General features: G+C 56.8%; 20 protein-coding genes and 3 pseudogenes. 9 read left to right on the forward strand and 14 right to left on the reverse strand.

Features of this window, described 5'->3' with window-relative positions; translation table 11 throughout:
- Window positions 1–72 precede the first annotated feature (72 nt).
- The 5 genes and pseudogenes from AB4O41_RS23010 to AB4O41_RS23030 all read right to left on the reverse strand — a co-directional run bounded on the left by AB4O41_RS23010 (window position 73) and on the right by AB4O41_RS23030 (window position 6,730).
- Window positions 73–987: a glutamate/aspartate ABC transporter substrate-binding protein gene (locus AB4O41_RS23010; RefSeq protein WP_008069479.1), complete on the reverse strand. Its 915-nt coding sequence runs from the start codon at window positions 985–987 to the stop codon at window positions 73–75.
- A 449-nt stretch (window positions 988–1,436) separates the two neighbouring features.
- Window positions 1,437–2,974, reverse strand: a pseudogene (gene glpD / locus AB4O41_RS23015) (glycerol-3-phosphate dehydrogenase).
- 327 nt (window positions 2,975–3,301) lie between these two features.
- On the reverse strand, window positions 3,302–4,057 hold the full coding sequence (locus AB4O41_RS23020) for a DeoR/GlpR family transcriptional regulator (protein WP_007898523.1): 756 nt from the start codon (window positions 4,055–4,057) through the stop codon (window positions 3,302–3,304).
- A 239-nt stretch (window positions 4,058–4,296) separates the two neighbouring features.
- Window positions 4,297–5,802 carry a glycerol kinase GlpK gene (gene glpK / locus AB4O41_RS23025; protein ID WP_237884925.1) on the reverse strand — a complete coding sequence of 502 codons (1,506 nt, stop codon included), beginning with the start codon at window positions 5,800–5,802 and terminating at the stop codon, window positions 4,297–4,299.
- 76 nt (window positions 5,803–5,878) lie between these two features.
- Complete coding sequence (locus tag AB4O41_RS23030; RefSeq protein ID WP_460144819.1) at window positions 5,879–6,730, reverse strand: MIP/aquaporin family protein; 852 nt, start codon at window positions 6,728–6,730, stop codon at window positions 5,879–5,881.
- 371 nt (window positions 6,731–7,101) lie between these two features.
- Between AB4O41_RS23030 and ybaK the strand changes: the two genes are divergently transcribed.
- The gene (gene ybaK, locus AB4O41_RS23035) at window positions 7,102–7,572 is read left to right on the forward strand and encodes a Cys-tRNA(Pro) deacylase (RefSeq protein WP_460144820.1); all 471 of its coding nucleotides are present in this window, start codon (window positions 7,102–7,104) and stop codon (window positions 7,570–7,572) included.
- A gap of 115 nt (window positions 7,573–7,687) precedes the next feature.
- The gene (locus AB4O41_RS23040) at window positions 7,688–8,470 is read left to right on the forward strand and encodes a PhzF family phenazine biosynthesis protein (RefSeq protein ID WP_460144821.1); all 783 of its coding nucleotides are present in this window, start codon (window positions 7,688–7,690) and stop codon (window positions 8,468–8,470) included.
- A 120-nt stretch (window positions 8,471–8,590) separates the two neighbouring features.
- Here the strand turns inward: AB4O41_RS23040 and AB4O41_RS23045 are convergent, their stop codons facing one another.
- Complete coding sequence (locus AB4O41_RS23045) at window positions 8,591–9,700, reverse strand: ABC transporter ATP-binding protein (protein WP_460144822.1); 1,110 nt, start codon at window positions 9,698–9,700, stop codon at window positions 8,591–8,593.
- Window positions 9,697–10,617 (reverse strand): ornithine carbamoyltransferase, encoded by a 921-nt coding sequence (gene argF / locus AB4O41_RS23050; protein WP_460148408.1) that lies wholly within the window; start codon window positions 10,615–10,617, stop codon window positions 9,697–9,699. Before argF ends, AB4O41_RS23045 begins: the two co-directional genes overlap by 4 nt.
- A gap of 406 nt (window positions 10,618–11,023) precedes the next feature.
- Here argF and AB4O41_RS23055 point away from each other — a divergent pair, with 406 nt between their 5' ends.
- The 3 genes from AB4O41_RS23055 to grxD all read left to right on the forward strand — a co-directional run bounded on the left by AB4O41_RS23055 (window position 11,024) and on the right by grxD (window position 13,996).
- Entirely contained in the window at window positions 11,024–11,314 is a 291-nt protein-coding gene (locus AB4O41_RS23055) for a hypothetical protein (protein WP_052966158.1), read from the forward strand.
- A 134-nt stretch (window positions 11,315–11,448) separates the two neighbouring features.
- Window positions 11,449–13,557, forward strand: a complete 2,109-nt coding sequence (locus tag AB4O41_RS23060) for a molybdopterin oxidoreductase family protein (protein ID WP_460144823.1) — start codon at window positions 11,449–11,451, stop codon at window positions 13,555–13,557.
- A gap of 97 nt (window positions 13,558–13,654) precedes the next feature.
- Entirely contained in the window at window positions 13,655–13,996 is a 342-nt protein-coding gene (gene grxD / locus AB4O41_RS23065; RefSeq protein WP_258699311.1) for a Grx4 family monothiol glutaredoxin, read from the forward strand.
- A gap of 193 nt (window positions 13,997–14,189) precedes the next feature.
- On the opposite strand, the gene bfr is transcribed toward grxD, so the two are convergent.
- Both bfr and AB4O41_RS23075 read right to left on the reverse strand, forming a co-directional pair.
- Complete coding sequence (gene bfr / locus AB4O41_RS23070; protein ID WP_019651359.1) at window positions 14,190–14,663, reverse strand: bacterioferritin; 474 nt, start codon at window positions 14,661–14,663, stop codon at window positions 14,190–14,192.
- Between the two features lie 222 nt (window positions 14,664–14,885).
- A pseudogene (locus tag AB4O41_RS23075) lies at window positions 14,886–15,083 on the reverse strand (bacterioferritin-associated ferredoxin); the annotation flags it as partial.
- Between the two features lie 313 nt (window positions 15,084–15,396).
- Here AB4O41_RS23075 and AB4O41_RS23080 point away from each other — a divergent pair.
- Window positions 15,397–15,999 carry a peroxiredoxin gene (locus AB4O41_RS23080; RefSeq protein ID WP_007898510.1) on the forward strand — a complete coding sequence of 201 codons (603 nt, stop codon included), beginning with the start codon at window positions 15,397–15,399 and terminating at the stop codon, window positions 15,997–15,999.
- A gap of 74 nt (window positions 16,000–16,073) precedes the next feature.
- On the opposite strand, the gene rnt is transcribed toward AB4O41_RS23080, so the two are convergent.
- The gene (rnt, locus tag AB4O41_RS23085; protein WP_007898509.1) at window positions 16,074–16,751 is read right to left on the reverse strand and encodes a ribonuclease T; all 678 of its coding nucleotides are present in this window, start codon (window positions 16,749–16,751) and stop codon (window positions 16,074–16,076) included.
- Window positions 16,748–17,794 (reverse strand): dihydroorotase, encoded by a 1,047-nt coding sequence (gene pyrC / locus AB4O41_RS23090; RefSeq protein ID WP_253553537.1) that lies wholly within the window; start codon window positions 17,792–17,794, stop codon window positions 16,748–16,750. The genes rnt and pyrC overlap by 4 nt, the downstream gene beginning before the upstream one ends.
- A gap of 157 nt (window positions 17,795–17,951) precedes the next feature.
- On the opposite strand from pyrC, the gene AB4O41_RS23095 reads away from it, so the two are divergent.
- Together AB4O41_RS23095 and AB4O41_RS23100 are read left to right on the forward strand one after the other, a co-directional pair.
- Entirely contained in the window at window positions 17,952–18,860 is a 909-nt protein-coding gene (locus AB4O41_RS23095) for a flagellar protein MotY (protein WP_460144824.1), read from the forward strand.
- 128 nt (window positions 18,861–18,988) lie between these two features.
- The gene (locus tag AB4O41_RS23100; protein WP_017738284.1) at window positions 18,989–20,206 is read left to right on the forward strand and encodes an argininosuccinate synthase; all 1,218 of its coding nucleotides are present in this window, start codon (window positions 18,989–18,991) and stop codon (window positions 20,204–20,206) included.
- Window positions 20,207–20,381: 175 nt separating this feature from the next.
- Here the strand turns inward: AB4O41_RS23100 and AB4O41_RS23105 are convergent.
- Window positions 20,382–20,964, reverse strand: a pseudogene (locus AB4O41_RS23105) (hypothetical protein).
- Window positions 20,965–21,525: 561 nt separating this feature from the next.
- Between AB4O41_RS23105 and AB4O41_RS23110 the strand changes: the two are divergent.
- Window positions 21,526–22,152, forward strand: coding sequence for a response regulator transcription factor (locus tag AB4O41_RS23110; protein WP_123358036.1), 627 nt, complete (start codon window positions 21,526–21,528; stop codon window positions 22,150–22,152).
- Between the two features lie 91 nt (window positions 22,153–22,243).
- On the opposite strand, the gene AB4O41_RS23115 is transcribed toward AB4O41_RS23110, so the two are convergent.
- Together AB4O41_RS23115 and nth are read right to left on the reverse strand one after the other, a co-directional pair.
- Window positions 22,244–22,423: a PA3496 family putative envelope integrity protein gene (locus AB4O41_RS23115; RefSeq protein WP_007898493.1), complete on the reverse strand. Its 180-nt coding sequence runs from the start codon at window positions 22,421–22,423 to the stop codon at window positions 22,244–22,246.
- Window positions 22,424–22,531: 108 nt separating this feature from the next.
- Window positions 22,532–23,170: an endonuclease III gene (nth, locus tag AB4O41_RS23120; RefSeq protein ID WP_253553524.1), complete on the reverse strand. Its 639-nt coding sequence runs from the start codon at window positions 23,168–23,170 to the stop codon at window positions 22,532–22,534.
- Between the last annotated feature and the right edge of the window lie 2 nt (window positions 23,171–23,172).

Below are 23,172 nucleotides of genomic sequence, written 5' to 3' on the forward strand. Positions count from 1 at the left end.
AGAAATGCCAGCAGGGAGTGACAAATCCCTGAAAGGGCGCAGGCCCTCTCAGGGGATAAGGTTAGTCAGAAATCAGGATTTCTTTTCGTCAGCCGCTTTGTCGGTCGGATTGGCGATCAGAGCCTTGAGCTCTTCGCTCATCGGGAACATCAGGTTCAGGCCTTTTGGCGGGATTGGCTGCATGAACCATTTTTCGTAGATCTTGTTGATCTCGCCGGACTTGTAGGTCGCGATGATGGCGTCGTCGACAGCTTTCTTGAACGGCGCGTCGCCTTTGCGAACCATGCAACCGTAGATTTCATTGGACTGTGCAGTCCCGGTGACGGCCCAATCGGTTGGCTTCTTGGCCTTGGCCATTTCACCGGCCAGCAAGGCGTCGTCCATCATGAAAGCCACGGCACGGCCGGTTTCCAGCATCTGGAAGGACTCGCCATGGTCTTTGGCGGAGATCACGTTCATGCCCATTTGCTTGTCGGCGTTCATCGACTTGAGGATGCGCTCGGACGTGGTGCCGGCGGTGGTCACAACGTTCTTGCCTTTAAGGTCGGCGAAGTCTTTGTACGGGGAATCTTTCTTGGACAGCAGCTTGGTGCCGATTTCGAAGATGCCGACGGAGAAGTCAACTTGCTGCTGACGTTCGACGTTGTTGGTGGTGGAGCCGCACTCGACGTCCACGGTGCCGTTCTGCACCAGCGGGATACGGGTTTGCGAGGTGACCAGGTTGTATTTGACCTGGAGGTTGGGCATGTCCAGGTCTTTCTTGATGGCTTCAACGATTTTCAACTGGATATCGTGGGAGTAGCCAACCGGTTTGCCGGAAGCGTCCGCGATATAGGAAAACGGAATGGAAGCGTCACGATGCCCGAGGGTGATGGTGCCGGACTCTTTGATCTTCTTCAGTGTGCCGGTGAGTTCGGCAGCGAAAACTGGAGTGCTAATCAGAGCGGCAGCAATGGCTGCGCCCAGGATATGGGGAACGATGCGCATCAAATTTTCCTCGACATTGTTTTTTTTATGGAGCCAGTTCATCGGCCTTTTGGTGCTTCGAATGCCTGACGGCTCCTGAAGTGTTGGCGCAACAGGCATTCGTCCAAGAGTGTAGAGCATGACTCGTGCCAGGCCAGGCGATATAGATCAAGTTATTGATTTATAAGGATATTAAATATTTATGGCGTGATTTTTTCACGATCAGTAATCCGGTTATCCGAATCGACCGACAGGTCGCGTTCGGAAAACCGAATACAATCTTGGGTTTTACTCAAACCCTGTGGGAGCGGGCTTGCCCGCGATAGCGGTGTATCAGTCGACATTATTATTGACTGTGCTGGCGTCATCGCGGGCAAGCCCGGCTCCCACAGGGGATCGAGATGTGTTCGGAATACAAAAAAGCCCCTGAATCGTGAGATTCAGGGGCTTTCGTTCAACCGGATTGCCGATCAGGCTGCTTCGATCTTGCTGCGGTTCTGCTCAACCTTGTTCAGATAGTCAGCCAGCTTCTGCTGCTCGTCCGGTGTGGTGAACAGCCCAAGCTTGCTGCGGCGCCACAGAATGTCATGGGCGGTGGTCGCCCATTCTTCGCTGCACAGGTAATCGACTTCGCGGGTGTAGAGGCCGCCGCCGATGTGTTCGCCCAGGTCACTGAGGTTTTCTACGCCCTCGAGCATGCGCCAGGTGCGGCTGCCGTAAGTGGTGGCCCAGCGTCGAGCGATCTCGGTGGGCACCCAGTCGAACTTGTCGCGGATCCGCGAGCTCAAGGCCTGCGCAGTGGTCATGTCTTCGCCGCCAGGGAGGGGGCGCTGGCGGTCCAGCTTGGCTTGATGTGCGTGAAGTACGGGGTCAGTTGCGCCAACGCCGACTCGGCCAATTTGCGGTAAGTCGTCAGTTTGCCGCCGAACACTGACAACAACGGTGCCTCTTCGCCACTGCCCGACAATGCCAGGGTGTAATCGCGGGTGACGGCCGACGGGTTGTCGGATTCGTCGTTGCAGAGCGGACGAACGCCGGAATAGCTGTGCAGGATGTCGTCGCGGCTGATTTGCTTCTTGAAGTGGGCGTTGACCACTTTGAGCAGGTAATCGGTTTCGCCTTCAGTGATCGCAACTGCAGCCGGGTCGCCGGTGTACTCGCGGTCGGTGGTGCCGATCAGGGTGAAGTGGTTCAGGTACGGAATGGTGAACACGATGCGCTGATCTTCGTTTTGCAGAATGTGCGCGTGTTCGCCTTCATATAGTTTCGGCACGATCAAATGGCTGCCCTGGATCAAACGGATGCCGTACGGCGATTCCATCTTCAGGTCGTCACGAATGAACTTGGCGACCCACGGGCCGGCTGCGTTCACCAGCGCTTTGGCGCGGATCGAAAACAGGCTGCCATCGGCGCGTTCCAGGTGCAGGTGCCAAAGGCCTTTGGTGCGACGGGCGCCGACGCAACGGGTTTGGGTGTGGACATGAGCGCCTTTCTCGCGGGCGGCCATGGCGTTGAGCACAACCAGACGTGCGTCATCGACCCAGCAATCGGAATATTCGAAGCCTTTGGTGATTTCGCTTTTCAGCGCGCTGTCCGGGCCGAACTTCAGGCTTTTCGAGCCTTCGAGCTTTTCCCGTTTGCCGAGGTGATCATAAAGGAACAGGCCGGCGCGGATCATCCAGGCCGGACGCAGGTGCGGGCGGTGCGGCAGCACGAAACGCATTTGTTTGACGATGTGCGGTGCCTTGGCCAGCAGCACTTCACGCTCGGCGAGGGCTTCGCGCACCAGGCGAAATTCGTAATGTTCGAGGTAGCGCAGGCCGCCGTGGATCAGCTTGCTGCTGGCGGACGAGGTGTGGCTGGCCAGGTCATCCTTTTCACAAAGGAACACCGAAAGACCGCGACCGGCGGCATCCGCTGCGATCCCCACGCCATTGATCCCACCACCGATGACGGCGATATCGTAGACCTCGGCGAGAGGGGGCGAAGGCAAGGTAGAAGTGGGCATCGGCTGGCCTCAGGCTTTTGATTTCTATATTGGAATTCGAACATTAATGTTCATTTGCGAAAATACTAGCCCATAAAGACGCCCGCAGCCAGTCAACTTCGATTGAAAATACTGATCGAAGGGCGGTTAAAGGAAAATTTACGAACATTGAATGAGCGTGGGAGTGCTTTTGTGGCGAGGGAGCTTGCTCCCGCTGGGCTGCGAAGCAGTCCTAAAACCGGTGAACGCGGTTTTCAGGAAGTACAAATTGTCTGATTTGCGTCTGCTGCGCAGCCGAGCGGGAGCAAGCTCCCTCGCCACAAGGGAGCGCGCTGTTTTCGAAGGGGGTTAAACCACTTCCAACCGAATCTTGTGCTGGCTCAACAACTGCGCCAAGGCTGGCGAGGGTTGCTGGTCAGTAACCAGGCAATCGATCAAGCTGATCGGTCCCAGGCGAATCATGGCGTTGCGCCCGAATTTGCTGGAGTCAGCCGCCAGAATCACTTGCCGGGCATTGGCGATGATCGCCTGGGATACCCGTACTTCCTGATAATCGAAGTCCAGCAAACTGCCGTCTTCATCGATACCGCTGATGCCGACCAGGGCGAAGTCGACCTTGAACTGGTTGATGAAGTCGACACTTGCCTGACCGACCACTCCTCCATCACGCCGTACGTTGCCACCGGTCAGCAGAACGTCAAAGTCGTCCTTGGCGCTGAGCATCGAAGCGACGTGCAGGTTGTTAGTGATGATCTTCAGGTGGTTGTGGTTGAGCAGCGCCCGGGCAATGGATTCGGTGGTGGTACCGATATTGATGAACAGCGAGGCGTGATCGGGAATCTGAGCGGCAATGGCTTCGCCGATGCGCTGCTTTTCATCGCGCATCTGATCGGCGCGCATGGCGTAGGCGGTGTTTTCGACGCTGGAATCATAGGCTGCGCCACCGTGGTAGCGACGCAGCAAATTGACTTCCGCCAGTTGATTGATATCGCGGCGGATGGTTTGCGGTGTAACGACGAACAGCTGAGCCATTTCCTCGATGCTGACATAGCCGCGTTCGCGGACCAGTTCGAGGATTTGCTGCTGACGGGGAGGCAGATTCATGGGGCTTCCTTTGGGCTGCCGTGCAAAATTCGCCCATGATGACGCAGGAATCCGCTCCCTACCAGTTTCCAAACAACGTGAAAACTACTGCGCTCGAAAATACTGCGTTAAAAACAGGCTCGGACTGCTGATTTACAAACCCGTAAACTCCGCGTCCTCGCCTGTTTTTGCCTTGTCTTCCCTTCGCTCGCTACGTTTCACGATGTTTGGACGAACCCTGTTTGGGTCCGGTCCTTGGCTTATTCAGCACCCTCGTGCGGTTCCCAATCGCGAGTACGGCTGACAGCTTTTTTCCAGCCAGCGTAGAGTTTTTCCTTCGCGGTTTCGTCCAGTGTCGGTTCGAACTCGCGCTCGATCACCGCCTTGCCGCGCAACTCGTCCAGGCTGCCCCAGAAGCCACATGCCAGACCCGCCAGGTAAGCCGCGCCCAACGCTGTGGTTTCGCGCATTTGCGGGCGCTCGACTTGAGTGCCGAGGATGTCGGCCTGGAATTGCATCAGGAAGTTGTTCGCGACTGCGCCGCCGTCCACGCGCAAGGACTTGAGGCGTTCACCGGAATCCTGCTGCATGGCGTCCAGGACGTCGCGGGTCTGGTAGGCAATCGACTCCAGCGCGGCACGAATGATGTGATCCACGCGTACGCCGCGAGTCAGGCCGAACAATGCGCCACGGGCATACGGGTCCCAGTACGGAGCGCCCAGGCCGGTGAAGGCCGGCACCAGGTACACACCGTTGCTGTCCTTGACCTTGTTGGCGAAGTATTCGGTGTCGTGGGCGTCGTTGATGATTTTCAGCTCGTCACGCAGCCACTGCACGGTGGAGCCACCGTTGAACACCGCGCCTTCCAGGGCGTAGGCCACTTCGCCGCGCGGGCCACAAGCGATGGTGGTGAGCATGCCGTGTTTGGATTTCACGGCTTTGTCGCCGGTGTTCATCAGCAGGAAGCAACCGGTGCCGTAGGTGTTTTTCGCCTGGCCTGGCTCGACGCACATCTGGCCGAAGAGGGCCGCCTGCTGGTCGCCGGCAATACCGCCAATGGCGATGCCACTTTTAGTGTGGCCGTAGATTTCGGACGAGGACTTAACTTCCGGCAGCATCTCGCGCGGGATGTCGAGGACTTCCAGCATCTTCGCGTCCCACTCCAGCGTGTGGATGTTGAAGAGCAGGGTGCGCGAGGCGTTGGTGTAGTCGGTGACATGCACCTTGCCGCCGGTAAATTTCCAGATCAGCCAGCTATCGACGGTGCCGAACAGCAGTTCACCCTTGCGCGCACGCTCACGGCTGCCTTCGACGTTGTCGAGGATCCACTTGAGTTTAGTGCCGGAGAAGTACGGGTCGGTGACCAGGCCAGTGGTGTCGCTGATGTATTGCTCGTGGCCATCGCGCTTGAGCTGCTGGCAGATTTCGGTGCTGCGACGGCACTGCCAGACGATCGCGTTGTAGATCGGGCGGCCGGTGGTCTTGTCCCAGACCACGGTGGTTTCGCGCTGGTTGGTGATGCCGATGGCCGCGACCTGGTCGTGATGCAGGCCGGCTTGCGCCAGGGCCTCGACCATCACGGCGCTTTGGGTGGCGAAGATTTCCATCGGGTCATGTTCGACCCAGCCGGCTTGCGGGTAATGCTGTGCGAATTCGCGCTGGGCGGTGCAGACCACGTTCGCGTCACGGTCGAAAATGATCGCGCGGGAGCTGGTCGTGCCCTGATCGAGGGCAATGATGTAGTTCTTATTCTGTATATCGGTCATGTCGATTGCCTTGGACGAAAATTAGGAAGTGAGATCAGGCGCGGGACCAAATGGGCAGGATCATGCGCCAACGGTTTCAAGACGTTCTTGGTTTGCCGTCAATGGCCGGTGCTGCATCCTTTGTAGCAGGTATGGCGCTGGGCAGATGACGGGCAATCAGCCCGCGATAAGTTGCAGCACCGAGGCAGGCACCGACAATCGGTGCAAAAATCGGGATCAGGAAGTACGGGATATCGCGCCCGCCAGTGAAGGAAATTTCACCCCAGCCTGCGAAGAAAGTCATTAGTTTAGGACCGAAGTCACGGGCCGGGTTCATTGCGAAACCGGTCAGCGGGCCCATCGAGCTACCAATCACGGCAATCAGCAGGCCGATCAGCAATGGTGCCATCGGCCCTTTGGGTAGGCCATTGTTGTCGTCGGTCAGCGACATGATCACGCCCATCAGGATGGCGGTGATGATCACTTCAACCAAAAAGGCCTGGGCTGTGGTCAGGGCAGGGTTTGGGAAAGTGGAGAATACCGAAGCCAATTCAAGGCTGGCCTGGGTGCCACGAACCATTTGGTGAGTTTGTTCGAAATCGAAGAAAAGGTTGCTGTATAGCGTGTAAACCAACAAGGCTCCGCAGAAGGCGCCGGCCACCTGGGAGAGGATATAGAACGGCAGTTTGCGCTTTTCGAAGTCAGCGAAAATGCTCAGCGCGATACTCACGGCAGGATTGAGGTGCGCGCCGGAAACGCCAGCGGTGAGGTAGATCGCCATGCTGACACCAACCCCCCAGATGATGCTGATTTCCCACAATCCGAAGCTGGCACCCGCCACCTTGAGCGCGGCAACGCAGCCGGTACCGAAAAAGATCAACAGCGCAGTACCCAGAAACTCGGCCATGCATTGGCTCGAGAGCGACGGTTGTTGTAAAGCAGTTGTCATTGAAAACCTCTTTTTTGTTGTTGTCTGGCGCTTCTTTCATCATGGTCAAAGCGCGATTTTCACCGAGGCAGGATCCCCATCCTGTGCTCGGCTTACTGCTGGGTGCTGCGGTGAGACATTCGTACAGTATTCAGATTCGAAAAAATATAGACAAGAAACGCTGCTGTCAAAGGTCGAAAGTGAACTGTCGGTCACATTTCAACTATTAGTCACGTGAATGACCGCATCGTTCATCAGGCAGGCCGGTCGTGGACGAACGGCAGAGGAGCCCGGCAAAGCCTTTGAAATAGAGCCGAAATAGAGCCTTTTATCGATCAATGGCCTAGAATCCAGCGCAGTATTTTTCTTCTGCCGCCAAGTTTGGAGTTGCCATGACCCCCGCATTGGATTTGTTGAAAAAAGTTCGTGCCGAACATCGCGTGCACAGTTACGAACATGATCCGAAGGCGGCGTCCTATGGTCTGGAGGCCGCGGAAAAACTGGGATTGGACCCGGCTCAGGTGTTCAAGACATTGCTGGCGGCCAGCGAAAAGGGGGAATTGTTGGTGGCGGTGGTACCGGTCGTCGGAAGTCTGGACTTGAAGGCACTGGCGCAGGCCGCAGGTGTGAAAAAAGTCGAAATGGCTGATCCTGCGGCTGCACAGCGTTCGACGGGGTATCTGTTGGGTGGTATCAGCCCGCTCGGGCAGAAGAAGCGCCTACGTACCTTTATTGATAGTTCAGCTCGGCCTTTTTCCAGCATATTCGTCAGCGCCGGACGGCGCGGCCTGGAAGTTGAACTGGCGCCCGCCGTGTTGGCCGAACACACCCAGGCGAAGTTCGCCGATATCGGTCGCGCCTGAGCAGAGGGCCTCGGGCGTTCAGCCCGGCTCTGTATGGTGGAAATTGATGGGTTCTGTCACTGGTGAAGGACTCTTCGTGGCTGCATGCTCGTCGACCTAAAAAGGGAGAACTGGCATGCAGCTAGAGTTTCATCAGGTCGACGCGTTCAGTGATCGGCCGTTCAGTGGCAACCCGGCGATGGTGTACCGGCTCGATTCCTGGCTCGACGATGAGTTGATGCAAAAGATCGCCGCCGAACACAACCTCGCCGAAACCGCATTTCTGGTTCGTGAGGGGGCCGTCTGGCACATCCGCTGGTTTACCCCGACCACCGAAGTCCCGCTATGCGGCCATGCGACCCTGGCCAGCGCCTATGTTCTGTTTGAACTCTATAAGGAGCCGGTCGAACGGCTGGACTTCATCTGCAAGTCCGGCCCGCTGAGTGTCAGTCGTGAGGGCAAGCGCTTGTGGCTGGATTTCCCGGCCGTCGTGCCGACAGAAGTGGGCGTGACCCTGGATGTCGAGCGCGCCTTGGGTGTGAAAACAGTCGACGTGTTGGGTTCGAAAGAATTGTTCGTGGTGCTGGAGTCCGAGCAAGCGGTGCTCGATTGCCAGCCTGACATGGTTGCGCTGGCAAAACTGCCGTGGCCGGGTGCCATTGTGACGGCCAAGGGCGACAAGCATGATTTTGTGTCGCGCTACTTTGCGCCGGCAATCGGCATCAACGAAGACCCGGTGACCGGGTCGACCCATTGCAGCCTGATTCCGTATTGGTCGCAACGTTTGAGCAAGTTGAGTTTGACGGCTTATCAATGTTCGGCGCGGGGCGGGGAGTTGTTTTGCCAGCTGGAAGGGGATCGGGTGAGTATTGGCGGGAATGCAACGCTGGTCGCAAGCGGAACACTGATGTTGGGTTAACCAAAGTCCAATGTGGGAGCGAGCCTGCTCGCGATGGCAGTTTCAAATTCAACAGAGATGTTGACTGATCCACCGCTATCGCGAGCAGGCTCGCTCCCACATTATTCAGTCCGTGTTTTGTCAACTGGCGGTGCTGTACCGCCGAACACCGGATTCGATCACCGGAATCTGCGCCGCCGTACTGCCGGACGCCTGGAACAGCACCAGGTGTTCAGCCGCTACCCGAATGCCCACTTCAGCACCGACCAGATGATCGGCATGACTCGGGAAAATCGACTCCAGCTGCGCGCCCGTAGGCAACTGCAAGCGGTACAGGGTTGATGCCCCCTGGAAGCTCTTGCCGACAATCTGTGCCCTCAGTGGGCTGTCCGGCGCATAGACGATGTCGTCCGGGCGCAGCAATACGTCCACGGCACAACCGATTGGCCAGGTATAGGCACGATTGCCGCGCAATTCACCCAGCTCGGTCTGCACCGACTCCGGGCTGCTCAACTGACCGCGAATGAAGTAACCCTGGCCAATGAAACTGGCCACGAATGGCGTCAGGGGTTCGTGATAGAGGTTGTAGGGCGTGTCCCACTGCTCCAGGCGACCTTCCTTGAAAACGCCCACGTGGTCACTGACCGCGAAGGCTTCTTCCTGATCGTGGGTCACCAGAATCGCACTGGTGCCGCGAGCCTTGAGAATGGCGCGTACTTCATGGCTGAGCTTGCGTCGCAATTCGCCGTCGAGGTTGGAGAACGGTTCGTCGAGCAACAGCAACTGCGGTTCCGGCGCCAGGGCGCGGGCGAGGGCGACACGTTGCTGCTGGCCACCGGACAACTCATGAGGGAAGCGCTTGCCGAGGTTTTTCAGGTTGACCAGTTCGAGCAGCTCTTCGGTGATGCGATCCTTTTGCGGGTGCTTGCGGATCCCGAAAGCGATGTTCTCGGCCACACTCAAATGCGGAAACAGTGCGTAATCCTGGAACACCATGCCAATCCGGCGCTTCTCCGGGGCGAGGGTGAAACCAGCGCTGGAGATGGTCTCGCCCGCCAGCTGGATTTCCCCTTCGTGCACCGGTTCAAAACCGGCAATCGCCCGCAGGGTGGTGGTTTTGCCGCAGCCCGAAGACCCCAGCAGGCAACCGATATCGCCGGCATTCAAATGCAGGTTGAGGTTCTGCACAACCCGCTGGTTTTGGTAACCGCAGGCCAGGTTGCGCAGGTTCAGCAGTAATGGCTGGCTCATGCGTGGTGGTACGAAGGCGGGACGAGGAATTCGAGCAAGGCCTTCTGTGCATGAAGACGGTTTTCGGCTTGATCCCAGGCCACCGAGCGCGAGTCGTCGAGCAGGTCGAGGCTGATTTCCTCGCCACGGTGGGCCGGCAGGCAATGCATGAACAGCACATCCGGCGCGGCCAGGTCGAGCAGGGCACGGTTGACCTGGAACGGTGCGAACAACTTCAGGCGCTTGGCGGTTTCCTCTTCCTGGCCCATGGAGGTCCAGACGTCGGTGCTCACCAAGTGCGCGCCGCGCACGGCTTCCTGCGGATCGCGGACGATGGTCACCCGATCGCCGGCTTTAGCCACGAACTCGGGGTTGGGTTCGTAACCTTCCGGGCAGGCGATGCGCAACTGGAAGTCGAACTGGATCGCCGCTTCTATATAGCTGTTGCACATGTTGTTGCCATCGCCGATCCAGGCCACGGTCTTGCCTTGAATCGAACCGCGGTGTTCAAGGAAGGTTTGCATGTCGGCCAGCAACTGGCACGGGTGCAGGTCATCGGACAGGCCGTTGATCACCGGCACGCGGGAGTTGGCGGCGAATTCGGTCAGGGTGCTGTGGGCAAAGGTACGGATCATCACCGCATCGAGCATGCTCGACATGACGATGGCGCAGTCGCCGATTGGCTCGCCGCGACCCAATTGGGTATCGCGTGGCGACAGGAAGATCGCCTGGCCACCGAGCTGGATCATGCCGGCTTCAAACGAGATACGGGTGCGGGTCGAGGATTTCTCGAAGATCATCCCCAGGACGCGGTTCTTCAAAGGCTCGAACAGTACGCCGCGGTTACGCAGGTCCTTGAGCTCAACGCCTCGACGGATCACGCTGACCAGCTCTTCGGGCGTGCAATCCATCTGGGAGAGAAAGTGCCTTGCGCTCATCATTGACTACCTTTTTGCAACAGACCGCAGATACTCAAAGCCTTGTTTAACTGAAAAACGGGCGAGACCTGCGGCGTAAGCCGCACGGGGCGACGAAATAGGGGTGGGCGCGATATTGACATTAAATGTCGCGTTACGCCAATAGGCTACGGTGTTTAGGGGATTTCAGAGGGGCTACGGGGAGACCGCAGTAGCGCTTTTGAAGCCTGTTTCCTGACAGCAGCTAACCATTTGTACACCGCGTTCGCCGGGCTTGGCAATCAAACAGGACGCGGGCGACACGCTGGCGGTCGGTTTTTGACCTGTCATTCGGGCCTTTGGCGGGCAATGTGTCTTGTCCGAAACATTTGCTAAAGCAAGGTGCTAGGTTATAACTAGAGCACGAGCGACGCAGGAAGCCTTTGGAATGGAATCGAAAGAACAGTTGTTGATGGAGCTACTCGGCCTTACGGCGCGCTCCCTGACCCACCTCACTGCTTCCATGACCTCGATGTCTTTCGAATTGATGCGTAGTGAAGACGAAGTCACGAAGGTGGCCGGCCGGCGCATGATCGACCGCATGGCCACCATCAGCGCCGGGCTCGACGAGCATTGGCGACTGATCGGCGAACTCACCGGCGTGCATGTTGCCCACGAGCAGATCGAAACCATCGAGGAGATCCAGTTGCAGGCGCCGCCGAGTCTGCCATCGAACTGATCCCTTGCTGCCATCGGCTGGCCTGATAGTCGCCGATTCACAAGACGAACGTCGCTGGCAAAGGGGCGAGTCGCGCGCCATAGTTTTGTTCCCGCGGCCGATATTGCCCGCCCAGAACAAAACAGAGACTGGCCATGACCAAGACTCTCCACCACCGTGCGTGCCACCTGTGTGAAGCCATCTGCGGCCTGACCATCGAGACCACCGAGGTCGAAGGCAGCGGCGTACAGATCACCTCGATCAAGGGTGACCCCCAAGACACCTTCAGCCGCGGGCATATCTGCCCCAAAGCGGTTGCCCTGCAAGATATCCAGAACGATCCGGATCGCCTGCGTCAGCCGATGCTGCGAGTAGGCAGCGAATGGCAGCCTATCGAGTGGGAAGATGCTTTCAGCCTTGTGGCCGAACGCTTGGCGGCGATTCAGGAGCGTCACGGGCAGAACGCGGTGGCGGTCTATCAGGGCAACCCCAGCGTGCACAACTACGGGTTGATGACCCACAGCAATTATTTTCTCGGCCTGTTGAAAACCCGTAACCGGTTTTCCGCGACGTCGGTCGATCAGTTGCCCCATCACCTGACCAGTCACTTGATGTACGGCCACGGCTTGCTATTGCCGATCCCGGACATCGATCACACCGATTTCATGCTGATCCTGGGTGGCAATCCACTGGCCTCCAACGGCAGCATCATGACCGTCCCGGATGTAGAGAAGCGCCTCAAGGCGATTCAGGCCCGGGGCGGCAAAGTGGTGGTTGTCGATCCGCGTCGCAGCGAAACGGCGGCGATTGCCGATCAGCATCTGTTCGTGCGCCCCGGTGGCGATGCGGCGCTGTTGTTCGGGCTGCTCAATACCCTGTTCGCCGAAGGCTTGACCTGTGACAGTCATTTGCCGGTCGACGGCCTGGATGACGTGCGTGAGGCGATCGCCGGTTTCACCGCCGAGGCCATGAGCCCGCTGTGCGCAGTGCCTGCCGAGCAGATCCGTCAATTGGCACGGGACTTCGCGGCAGCGCCGACAGCGGTCTGCTACGGCCGCATGGGCGTTTCGACTCAGGCTTTCGGCACCCTGTGCCATTGGCTGGTGCAATTGATCAATCTGGTCTCCGGCAACCTCGATCGGGTGGGCGGTGCGTTGTGCACCGAGCCTGCAGTGGATCTGGTGGCATCGACCTCGGGCGGGCATTTCAACCGGTGGCAGAGCCGGGTGTCCGGGCGTCCGGAATACGCTGGAGAATTGCCTGTATCGGCACTGGCCGAAGAGATGCTCGCCGAAGGGGAAGGGCAGGTCCGCGCGCTGATTACCGTGGCGGGTAATCCGGTGCTGTCCACGCCCAATGGCCGGCAACTGGAGCAGGCACTGGATGGATTGGAGTTCATGGTCAGTGTCGACCTGTACATCAATGAAACCACGCGTTATGCCGACCTGATCCTGCCGTCGACCTCCGCGCTGGAAAACGATCATTACGACACCACGTTCAACATGTTCGCGGTGCGCAACGTCACCCGCTTCAACCGGGCGATCCTCGCCAAGCCTGAAGGCGCGCTGCATGACTGGGAAATCTTCGTGGGGCTGGCCAAAGCCTTTGCGACCAAGACCGGCAAGGAACTGAAACCGACTATCGCACCGGCGCAGATGATCGACCAAGGGCTGCGGATGGGTCTGTATGGCGACGCTTCGGAACACAAGTTGTCGCTGGCGACCTTGTTCGATCATCCTCACGGTATCGATCTGGGCGCGCTTAAACCCAACTTGGCGCCACGCTTGAAAACGGCCAATCAGCGAGTCCAGGCAGCGCCTGTCGAGATCCTCGCCGACCTGGCGCGCTTCGCGGTACTGCAAGCACCGGCCGCCGATGAGCTGCTGATGATCGGCCGCCGTCATGTGCGCAGCAACAACTCATGGATGCACAACTATCACCGTCTGGTGAAGGGCAAACCTCGCCATCAACTGCTGATGAACCCGGACGATTTGACCAGCCGCGGGCTCTGCGATGGGCAGCGGGTGCGCGTCAGTTCGCGAGTCGGCGTGATCGAGGTTGAAGTGATCGCCAGCCTGGATATGATGAAAGGTGTGGTCAGCCTTCCTCACGGTTGGGGTCATGCGCGACCGGGTGTGCAGATGACGATTGCCAGCGGCCAACCCGGCTCCAGCGCCAATGACTTGACTGACGAATGTCAGCTCGATGAGTTGTCGGGTAATGCGGCGTTGAATGGCGTACCGGTGACCGTGGCGGCGGCGTGAACATGACTGTCGGGGAGGCCGAGCATGGCGCTCGGGTTTCCGTTACAATGCGCCACCGTGCCGACCACTGAGTCGGAAAGTTCAGCCGAGGTGCTCCATGGATATCATCGAAACGATTAAAGAGCAGATTGCCAACAACACCATTCTGCTTTACATGAAAGGCTCGCCGAATGCCCCACAGTGTGGGTTCTCCGCGAAAGCCGCTCAGGCTGTCATGGCCTGTGGCGAAAAGTTTGCCTATGTGGACATCCTGCAGAACCCGGAAATCCGCGCCAACCTGCCAAAGTACGCCAACTGGCCAACCTTCCCGCAATTGTGGGTCGGTGGTGAGCTGGTCGGCGGTAGCGACATCATGACCGAAATGTCTGCTGACGGTTCGTTGCAAGCGACGATCAAGGCTGCTGTTGAAGCTGCTGCAGCCAACAAGACCGACGCCTGATTCGCTGTGGGGAGCGGGCTTGCTCGCGAAGACGGTACAACATTCAACAGATAAGTTGACTGACCTACCGCTTTCGCGAGCAAGCCCGCTCCCACATTTGCTCTAGGGTGAGCCTGAAATCCGGTCATTAAAAAGCCCCGCCTCTTAAAAGAGAGCGGGGCTTTTTATTGCATCGCGATTAGCGGCGTAGCATTTACTCTTCGCCCATCTGCGATTGCAGATAGTTCTCAAGACCGACTTTATCGATCAGGCCCAGTTGGGTTTCCAGCCAATCGATATGTTCTTCTTCGGATTCAAGAATGTCTTCGAGCAGTTCACGGCTACCGAAGTCACCGACAGTTTCGCAGTGAGCGATAGCGACTTTCAGATCGGCATGGCCGTCGCGTTCGATCTTCAGGTCGCACTCAAGCATTTCCTTGGTGTGTTCGCCGATGTGCAGCTTGCCCAGGTCCTGGACGTTCGGCAGACCTTCAAGGAACAGGATGCGCTTGATCAGTTTGTCCGCGTGCTTCATCTCGTCGATGGATTCGTGGTACTCGTGCTTGCCGAGCTTGTTCAGGCCCCAATCTTCATACATGCGCGCATGCAAAAAGTATTGATTGATCGCGACCAGCTCATTGGCAAGGATCTTGTTGAGATGCTGGATGACTGTAATGTCGCCTTTCATGATGGGGTCCTGCCCTGTATTAGCTGTCTATAAAGGCAGAGTTTGAGCCGCGTAATTAAGGGTGTCAAACCTAAGTTATTGAAACTTAAATGAAAATTAATCGGAATAAGAATGTTTTTGTTCCGCGTCTGGCATCTAAGCGATTGATTTGCAGACATAAAAAAACCGGACATCAAGTCCGGTTCTTTGAAATACGATAGTTATGCGGCGGTAAATTCTGCGGGGAAGGGGGATCGCCGCCTGGGCCGATTGCAGTTTGCCCAGGGTTTCACGGACCACTTCCTTGGCAAGGCAGGCGCATTTACCGCATTGGCTGGCAACGCCGGTGGCCTGACGTACTTCCCGATAGCTGCAGCAACCTTCATAGATTGCATCGCGGATTTGACCGTCGGTGACGCCAGTGCAGAGGCAGACATACATAAGTGAGAACCGTCGCTGGTTGTGACTCAATTGCGATGGATCTTAATGTTAACGAGAATGATTGTCAAAGTGGTTTCTGAAAGCTTTTCTTCATAAAGGCGTGTGACTGACGAACGGCGTCTTCTAAGACCTTCCCTGAAGAAAATATAACGGCGGCCTTTCATCTGGCAGAAAAAACCGTTGAGGACAGGCCAAAAACGCGGTGTATGATGGTCGGCCTTTGCGAAGGGGGATCGTGTCACAGGGCTGTCGCCTGAGGTGGCAGGCTGATACGAACCCTGTTCTTCACCGTTATTACACCAGGAGATATCCAATGAGCGTACTCGTAGGCAAACAAGCCCCTGACTTCACCGTACCGGCCGTACTCGGCAATGGCGAAATCGTAGACAGCTTCACCCTGTCCTCGGCCATCAAAGGCAAATACGGCCTGGTGTTCTTCTACCCACTGGACTTCACCTTCGTTTGCCCGTCCGAGCTGATCGCTCTGGACAACCGCATGTCTGACTTCAAGGCACGCAACGTGGAAGTGGTAGCCGTTTCGATCGACTCGCACTTCACCCACAACGCCTGGCGCAACACCCCGGTCAACAATGGTGGCATCGGCGAAGTTCGCTACACCATGGCGGCCGACCTGAAGCACGAAATCGCCAAGGCCTACGACGTTGAGTCCGAAGGCGGCGTGGCTTTCCGTGGCGCGTTCCTGATCGACGACAAAGGCGTTGTCCGCTCGCAGATCATCAACGACCTGCCGCTGGGCCGTAACATTGAAGAGCTGATCCGTCTGGTCGACGCTCTGCAATTCCACGAAGAGCACGGCGAAGTTTGCCCTGCCAACTGGAAAAAAGGCGACAAAGGCATGACCGCTTCCACCGAAGGTGTTGCGGCTTACCTGACCGAGAACGCTGCTGCGCTGTAAGGCACGTTCGAGGCATAAAAAAACCGGCTGATAAGGCCGGTTTTTTTATGGGCGGGATAAACCGGCGACTGGCATCAGTCGTTGTAGTCTTCCCAGCCGCCCATTTGTTTCCAGCGATTGACGATGCCGCAGAACAGGTCAGCCGTCTTCTCGGTGTCGTAGCGGGCCGAGTGGGCCTCGCGACCGTCGAAGTCGATATCCGCTGCCTGGCAGGCCTTGGCCAATACGGTTTGACCGTAAGCCAGGCCGGCGAGGGTTGCGGTGTCGAAACTGGAGAACGGGTGAAACGGGTTGCGTTTCATGTCCAGGCGCGCGACAGCGGCGTTGAGGAAGCCCAGGTCGAAGCTGCTGTTGTGCCCGACCAGAATCGCCCGTTTGCAACCGTTGGCCTTCAGAGCCTTGCGCACACCGCGGAAGATATCGGTCAGGGCCGCTTCTTCACTCACGGCCATGCGCAGCGGGTGATCAAGCTTGATCCCGGTGAACTCCAGGGCCGCCGCTTCGATGTTCGCGCCTTCGAACGGTTCGACCCGGAAGAAATAGGTGTGCTCAGGGTACACAAAGCCTTTTTCATCCATGCCGATCACGGTGGCGGCGATTTCCAGCAGGGCATCGGTGGCCGAGTTGAAGCCACCGGTTTCTACGTCGACAACAACCGGCAGGTAACCACGGAACCTGGCTGCCATTGGATGGCGAGAACCGCCTCCGCCGCCATTACCGTCCTGTTCGTCGTCGAAATGGTCTTCACTCACGCGTGTTCCTCCAGCAGGCGCCAGCGCAGTTTTTCACCGGCGCGCAGCGGGATTACGGTCAGCTCGCCAAACGGCAGGCTGGTTGGGGCGGTCCACTCATCGCGGACCAGGGTGATGCGATCGGTGTTCACTGGCAGGCCGTAGAAACGCGGGCCGTTGAGGCTGGCGAAGGCTTCGAGCTTGTCCAGCGCGTTGCGCTGTTCAAAGGCTTCGGCATACATCTCGATCGCTGCATAAGCGGTGTAGCAACCGGCACAGCCGCAAGCCGCTTCTTTGGCGTGCTGGGCATGGGGCGCCGAGTCGGTGCCAAGGAAGAACTTGTCGCTGCCACTGGTGGCGGCGTCAAGCAGGGCTTCCTGATGGGTATTGCGCTTGAGGATCGGCAGGCAGTAGAAATGCGGCCGAATCCCGCCCACCAGCATGTGGTTGCGGTTGTACAGCAGGTGGTGCGCGGTGATGGTTGCGCCGACGTTGGCCGAAGCCTCGTTGACGAACTGCACGGCGTCGGCGGTTGTGATGTGTTCGAACACCACTTTGAGGGTCGGGAAACGCTCGACCACACGACGCATGTGCTCATCGATGAAGATTTTTTCGCGATCGAAAACGTCGACATCGCCACGGGTGACTTCACCGTGAACCAACAAGGGCATCCCGACTTCGGCCATGGCCTCGAGTGCGGGGAAAATCTTGTCGATGCTGGTGACGCCAGAATCCGAGTTGGTAGTCGCGCCGGCCGGGTACAGCTTGGCGGCGTGAACGAAACCGCTGGCCTTGGCTTCACGTATTTCTTCGGGCTGGGTGCGGTCGGTCAGGTACAGAACCATCAGCGGTTCGAAACGGCTGCCGGCCGGGCGAGCAGCGAGAATTCGCTGGCGATAGCCATTGGCTTCAGCAGCGTTGCGCACCGGAGGCACCAGGTTGGGCATGATGATGGCGCGACCAAAGGTGCGCGCGACATCCGCGACGGTATTGGTCAACACAGCACCATCGCGAAGATGAATATGCCAGTCGTCGGGACGCAGCAGGGTCAGGCGGTCGGACATGAGGGGATTCCAGGCGGGTCAAACTCAGGGGAATGCTACCGGAAAAGACTCTTCCAGGCACTCGCTATCAAGTTTTACGGCAAGCTTCCGATATCCAACAGGTACGCCGTAAATATGTGTGTTGGTCTTTTTGTTGCAGAAGCCAGTGGAGCCTCCCGTGCGCCAGCGTTATTTAGCCTTGCTCAGTGTGTTTGCCAGCCTTCCTGCGATGGCGCTCACTTTCCAGACCCGTCTGGAGAGCATCGAGTGGACGGTCGAAGGTGACAAGTTCGAATGCCGCCTGGCTCAACCGATCACTGATTTCGGCTCGGGTGAGTTCGTGCGTCGCGCCGGCGAGCAGGCAACATTTCGTCTGAAGGCCTACAACTCGATGATCGGTGGCGGTTCGGCAACCCTGCTTGCGGCCGCTGCGCCCTGGCAACCGGGACGTGGTGACATCAACCTGGGCTCGGTGCGAATCGGCCGTGGTAACGTGCTGTTCAACAGCTCGCAAGTTCAGGCCGGGCGCCTGATAAGCGGTTTGATGGATGGCCGCAGCCCGCTGGTTCGACACTCCTCGGGCGACGGTCGGGTATCTGAAGTCCGTCTGCTGCCGGTCAAATTCAGCAAGGCCTATAGTGACTATCAGGGTTGCGTGGCCAAGTTGCTGCCGCAGAATTTCGAGCAGGTGAAGCAGTCCGAAGTCGGCTTTCCAGGGGAGGGCATCGATCTCGACGCTCAAGCCAAGGCCCATCTGCAGGTCATGCTGGAATTCATGAAAGCCGATCCGACGGTCAATCACATTGAGCTCGACGGCCATTCCGACAACAGCGGCAATCGCCTGACCAACCGTGAACTGTCACGACGCAGGGCGCTGGCCGTGATGGACTTCTTCAAGGCCAATGGTATTCAGGAATCGCAGATCACCCTGCGTTTTCACGGTGAGCGCTATCCTTTAGTGCCGAACAACAATGCCGCCAACCGGGCGAAGAACCGCCGGGTAGCCGTACGCCTTGAACGGGTAGCGCCGACCGAGAAACCGGCGCCTCCAGCCACTGCTTCCGTGGGCAGCCCGAAGACCTCCTGAACCTGCTAATTCGTCGCTCGCTCGACATAATCTGTCGCTTCGTCGTCATAAGCTGTCGCGCCTCTGTAAATTGTCCTGCATGAGCGGTAGACTTGACGGCTTTCCGTAGAACCCCGTGGAGTGATGGCATGGCGGACGTAAACAAGGTCGTTCTGGCGTATTCCGGCGGCCTGGACACTTCGGTGATCCTCAAGTGGCTGCAGGATACTTATAACTGTGAAGTAGTGACCTTCACCGCTGACCTGGGTCAGGGCGAAGAGGTCGAACCGGCCCGCGCCAAGGCACAGGCCATGGGCGTAAAAGAAATCTACATCGACGATCTGCGCGAAGAATTCGTGCGCGATTTCGTGTTCCCGATGTTCCGCGCCAACACCGTTTACGAAGGCGAGTACCTGCTGGGTACTTCCATCGCTCGTCCGTTGATCGCCAAGCGCTTGATCGAAATCGCCAATGAAACCGGCGCTGACGCCATTTCCCATGGCGCGACCGGCAAGGGCAACGACCAGGTTCGTTTCGAACTGGGCGCCTACGCCTTGAAGCCAGGCGTAAAAGTGATCGCTCCGTGGCGCGAATGGGACCTGTTGTCCCGCGAGAAGCTGATGGATTACGCCGAGAAGCACGCGATCCCGATCGAGCGTCACGGCAAGAAAAAATCCCCGTACTCGATGGATGCCAACCTGCTGCACATCTCCTATGAAGGCGGCGTGCTGGAAGACACCTGGACCGAGCACGAAGAAGACATGTGGAAATGGACCGTCTCCCCGGAGAACGCTCCTGACAAACCACAGTACCTGGAACTGACCTACCGCAACGGCGATATCGTCGCACTGGACGGCGTCGAAATGACCCCGGCCACCGTGCTGGCGACCTTGAACCGTATCGGTGGCGAACACGGTATCGGCCGTCTCGACATCGTCGAGAACCGTTACGTGGGCATGAAGTCCCGTGGCTGCTACGAAACCCCTGGCGGCACCATCATGCTGCGCGCTCACCGTGCGATCGAATCGATCACCCTGGACCGCGAAGTGGCTCACCTCAAAGATGAGCTGATGCCTAAATACGCCAGCTTGATCTACACCGGTTACTGGTGGAGCCCAGAGCGTCTGATGCTGCAACAGATGATCGACGCTTCCCAGGCCCACGTGAACGGCGTAGTGCGCCTGAAGCTGTACAAGGGCAACGTGATCGTCACCGGCCGCAAGTCCGACGAGTCGTTGTTCGACGCCAACATCGCGACCTTCGAGGAAGATGGCGGCGCCTACAACCAGGCCGATGCGGCGGGCTTCATCAAGCTCAACGCCTTGCGTATGCGCATTGCGGCGAACAAAGGCCGGAAGCTTTTCTGAGACCTTTGAGTCGGTAATGGATGTGTGGCCCTGTCGATGACAGGGCCACACATCTGAAAGGGGGCTGCTGCATATTGTGTATTCGCTTTCTTCTTGTTTCTGCTAACCGTTCCTTCTGCTTCCTGTCCTTGATCTAGCTTCAAGGACTGTCTTCTGGTGTGCGGCCATTCAATACCTAGCCCACAACCGTCACGCCCTGTGAACTCAAGTTGTAGGAAATACAGAATGTTGAGCTGTTCTGTTTCTTTATTTGTTTCCAATGTTTGAGTGTATTGTCCTTCAGTAATTTATCCGAGTCGGTACACGTGAGAAATACGATCACTTGTGCAGGATTATCCGGAGGATGCTGAATACTTTCCACCAGGGCGCTTAACGCCATTTTTTTGTGTATCCACCGCGCATCAACGATGTGCAGATCCTTTAGGGGAACAGGCAGGCGCACATGGTGTGGCGCCGAGCTTTCGTGCGTTACCCTGGATGGGGTGTTTTCCGAGTGATCAGCGTTGTCCATGGCTTTTATGAAATGTTCTTCCTTCTCGAAATCGGAGGGCGCGTAAAGCGACCGATAGTTGAAATTGAGTGTGGCAAAGAAAAGAAAAAGTAAATAAAAGGGGGAAGCTAATCAGAAACCAGACATAGAGCGCTCTCTCCTCGTTATCAAGAAAGGGGAGAGATACAGCGGCCGAAGTTTCAGATAATGCTGCAAAGATTGCGATGATTGTCATCGGGTTGGTGATTTTTTTTCTGAGTTTTATCATATTTTCTACTCATGAAGTATGTGTTCTCTCGATGGGTTTGTAAGAGTGGTAATAACTAATATATTAGGTTTTTATGCTGTTATGGTGAACTCTTTTTTTGCTCCAATAATGGAGGCTGTTATAGTAACTGTGTTGTTGTGAAGGGGTGGGTGTGGCTACTTGTTTTTTTAGATTTGTAGGGGGCTGTTGTTAGTGAAGTGTTACAGTGTGTGAGTTTGTTCTTGATTGTTTGAGTCAGGTCTCGAAGAGTATTGGAAAATGCCCGTTACTTTTAAGGGTAGCTCAATAGTCGATGTGTGTTGGATTATCGGCATCAAACCCTGTTTTTGTGTTTTTTTTGTTGTAAGGCGATACAAAAAAATGTCGAAGCGCTGAGCGATATTGGGCCAGTAAAGTCTCTGGCTCTTCGTGTGGCAATGAATTTTTGTAGGAATAATCCGCGTTGTTTGTAGGCTATGTCTCTCGCTGCGAGTGGCCGGGGGTGACGGCATGCCATGGGTGAAACGACTAGGCTATGGTGCGGGCTCTAAAAAATTCGAACAGCGAAAATTGGACTTGCCCATGAATAAAGTGCTGATCGTGGATGATCACCCCGTCATTCGTCTTGCGGTGCGTATGCTAATGGAACGTCATGGCTACGAAGTCATTGCAGAAACAGATAATGGCGTGGACGCATTACAACTTTCCCGTGATCTAATGCCGGATATTGTCATACTGGATATTGGAATACCGAAACTGGATGGGTTGGAAGTCATCGCGCGCCTGACATCAACGGCGATGCCTCTAAAAGTACTGATATTGACTTCTCAGGCACCAGGGCACTTTTCCATGCGTTGCATGCAATCGGGTGCCGCCGGATATGTCTGCAAACAACAAGATCTCACTGAGTTGCTCAGTGCAATAAAAGCCGTACTGTCAGGCTATAGCTACTTTCCTAATCAGGCTCTGCATACCGTGCGTTCCAGTCTTGGGAATGCCAGTGAAGCTGATATGGTGGATCGTTTGTCCGGGCGAGAGATGATGGTTCTGCAACAATTAGCCCGAGGAAAGACAAACAAGGAGATCGCCGATGGAATGTTCCTCAGCAATAAAACCGTTAGTACTTACAAGACTCGACTTTTATTAAAGCTCAATGCTCGCTCACTGGTCGACCTGATCGAATTGGCCCAACGCAATGGCCTGGTATGACGCTGCCAGCGTTTGACGAGGCGCGATGAACGGGCGTTTATCAGGGATCGGCACTTAGTAAAAAGCCTCCGTTTCGGGAGGCTTTTAAGTGTCACAGGTCAAAATCGTAGTCGGCCAATTGCTTCTGCAGTCGGCGCTCCTCCAGCAGATTGTCGATGGTGCGGCGTTTGCTCAGGTTGGTCTTCGCCACTTCCACTACCGGTTCTGCGTCATCGGCCTCAACGGGGGTGAAGTCGTCTTCTACGTCCAATTGCTCTTTGCCAGTGCTCATAAGGTTAACTCCAGGCTAAGGCTGCCCTTTGGCGCTCCTTATATCGACAATTTCCCGGCGGGTAAAAAAGATTTTTTCAATCGATCAATCAAAAAAACTAATAGCGCCTCAATCGTCCGAGGTCTTTTGCTTGTATTCGCACAAATCCTCGATCCGGCAGCTGCCACACCGCGGCTTGCGAGCCAGGCAAACGTAGCGCCCATGAAGAATCAGCCAGTGATGAGCGTCGAGCAGATATTCCTTCGGCACGAATTTCATCAGTTTTTGCTCCACCTCGACCACGTTCTTGCCCGGAGCAATGCCGGTACGGTTACTGACTCGGAAAATGTGGGTGTCTACGGCCATGGTCAGCTGACGAAAGGCGGTATTGAGCACCACGTTGGCGGTCTTGCGACCGACGCCGGGCAATGCCTCCAGTGCCTCGCGGGTCTGCGGCACTTCGCCTCCATGGCGCTCCACCAGCAAGCGACAGGTTTCGATCACGTTTTTCGCTTTGCTGTTGAACAGGCCGATGGTCTTGATGTACTCCGACAGCCCTTCGACGCCCAAGGCATGGATCGCCGCCGGCGTATTGGCCACCGGGAACAGTTTGGCGGTGGCCTTGTTCACGCCGACATCGGTCGACTGCGCCGAGAGAATCACGGCGATCAGCAATTCGAACGCCGAGGAATAGGCCAGTTCGGTCTTCGGTTCAGGGTTGTCTTCGTGAAACCTGCGGAAAATTTCAAGACGTTTTGCGGCATTCATGG

The organism is Pseudomonas sp. S2_A02 (assembly GCF_054668495.1).

What these genes read in the sequence shown, in the direction of transcription:
- AB4O41_RS23010 (WP_008069479.1), bottom strand. Translation starts at nt 987, where the DNA reads ATGCGCATCGTTCCCCATATCCTGGGCGCAGCCATTGCTGCCGCTCTG.
- AB4O41_RS23020 (WP_007898523.1), bottom strand. Translation starts at nt 4,057, where the DNA reads ATGAATCTGCCTCCCCGTCAGCAGCAAATCCTCGAACTGGTCCGCGAA.
- glpK (WP_237884925.1), bottom strand. Translation starts at nt 5,802, where the DNA reads ATGACCGATATACAGAATAAGAACTACATCATTGCCCTCGATCAGGGC.
- AB4O41_RS23030 (WP_460144819.1), bottom strand. Translation starts at nt 6,730, where the DNA reads ATGACAACTGCTTTACAACAACCGTCGCTCTCGAGCCAATGCATGGCC.
- ybaK (WP_460144820.1), top strand. Translation starts at nt 7,102, where the DNA reads ATGACCCCCGCATTGGATTTGTTGAAAAAAGTTCGTGCCGAACATCGC.
- AB4O41_RS23040 (WP_460144821.1), top strand. Translation starts at nt 7,688, where the DNA reads ATGCAGCTAGAGTTTCATCAGGTCGACGCGTTCAGTGATCGGCCGTTC.
- AB4O41_RS23045 (WP_460144822.1), bottom strand. Translation starts at nt 9,700, where the DNA reads ATGAGCCAGCCATTACTGCTGAACCTGCGCAACCTGGCCTGCGGTTAC.
- argF (WP_460148408.1), bottom strand. Translation starts at nt 10,617, where the DNA reads ATGAGCGCAAGGCACTTTCTCTCCCAGATGGATTGCACGCCCGAAGAG.
- AB4O41_RS23055 (WP_052966158.1), top strand. Translation starts at nt 11,024, where the DNA reads ATGGAATCGAAAGAACAGTTGTTGATGGAGCTACTCGGCCTTACGGCG.
- AB4O41_RS23060 (WP_460144823.1), top strand. Translation starts at nt 11,449, where the DNA reads ATGACCAAGACTCTCCACCACCGTGCGTGCCACCTGTGTGAAGCCATC.
- grxD (WP_258699311.1), top strand. Translation starts at nt 13,655, where the DNA reads ATGGATATCATCGAAACGATTAAAGAGCAGATTGCCAACAACACCATT.
- bfr (WP_019651359.1), bottom strand. Translation starts at nt 14,663, where the DNA reads ATGAAAGGCGACATTACAGTCATCCAGCATCTCAACAAGATCCTTGCC.
- AB4O41_RS23080 (WP_007898510.1), top strand. Translation starts at nt 15,397, where the DNA reads ATGAGCGTACTCGTAGGCAAACAAGCCCCTGACTTCACCGTACCGGCC.
- pyrC (WP_253553537.1), bottom strand. Translation starts at nt 17,794, where the DNA reads ATGTCCGACCGCCTGACCCTGCTGCGTCCCGACGACTGGCATATTCAT.
- AB4O41_RS23100 (WP_017738284.1), top strand. Translation starts at nt 18,989, where the DNA reads ATGGCGGACGTAAACAAGGTCGTTCTGGCGTATTCCGGCGGCCTGGAC.
- AB4O41_RS23110 (WP_123358036.1), top strand. Translation starts at nt 21,526, where the DNA reads ATGAATAAAGTGCTGATCGTGGATGATCACCCCGTCATTCGTCTTGCG.
- AB4O41_RS23115 (WP_007898493.1), bottom strand. Translation starts at nt 22,423, where the DNA reads ATGAGCACTGGCAAAGAGCAATTGGACGTAGAAGACGACTTCACCCCC.
- nth (WP_253553524.1), bottom strand. Translation starts at nt 23,170, where the DNA reads ATGAATGCCGCAAAACGTCTTGAAATTTTCCGCAGGTTTCACGAAGAC.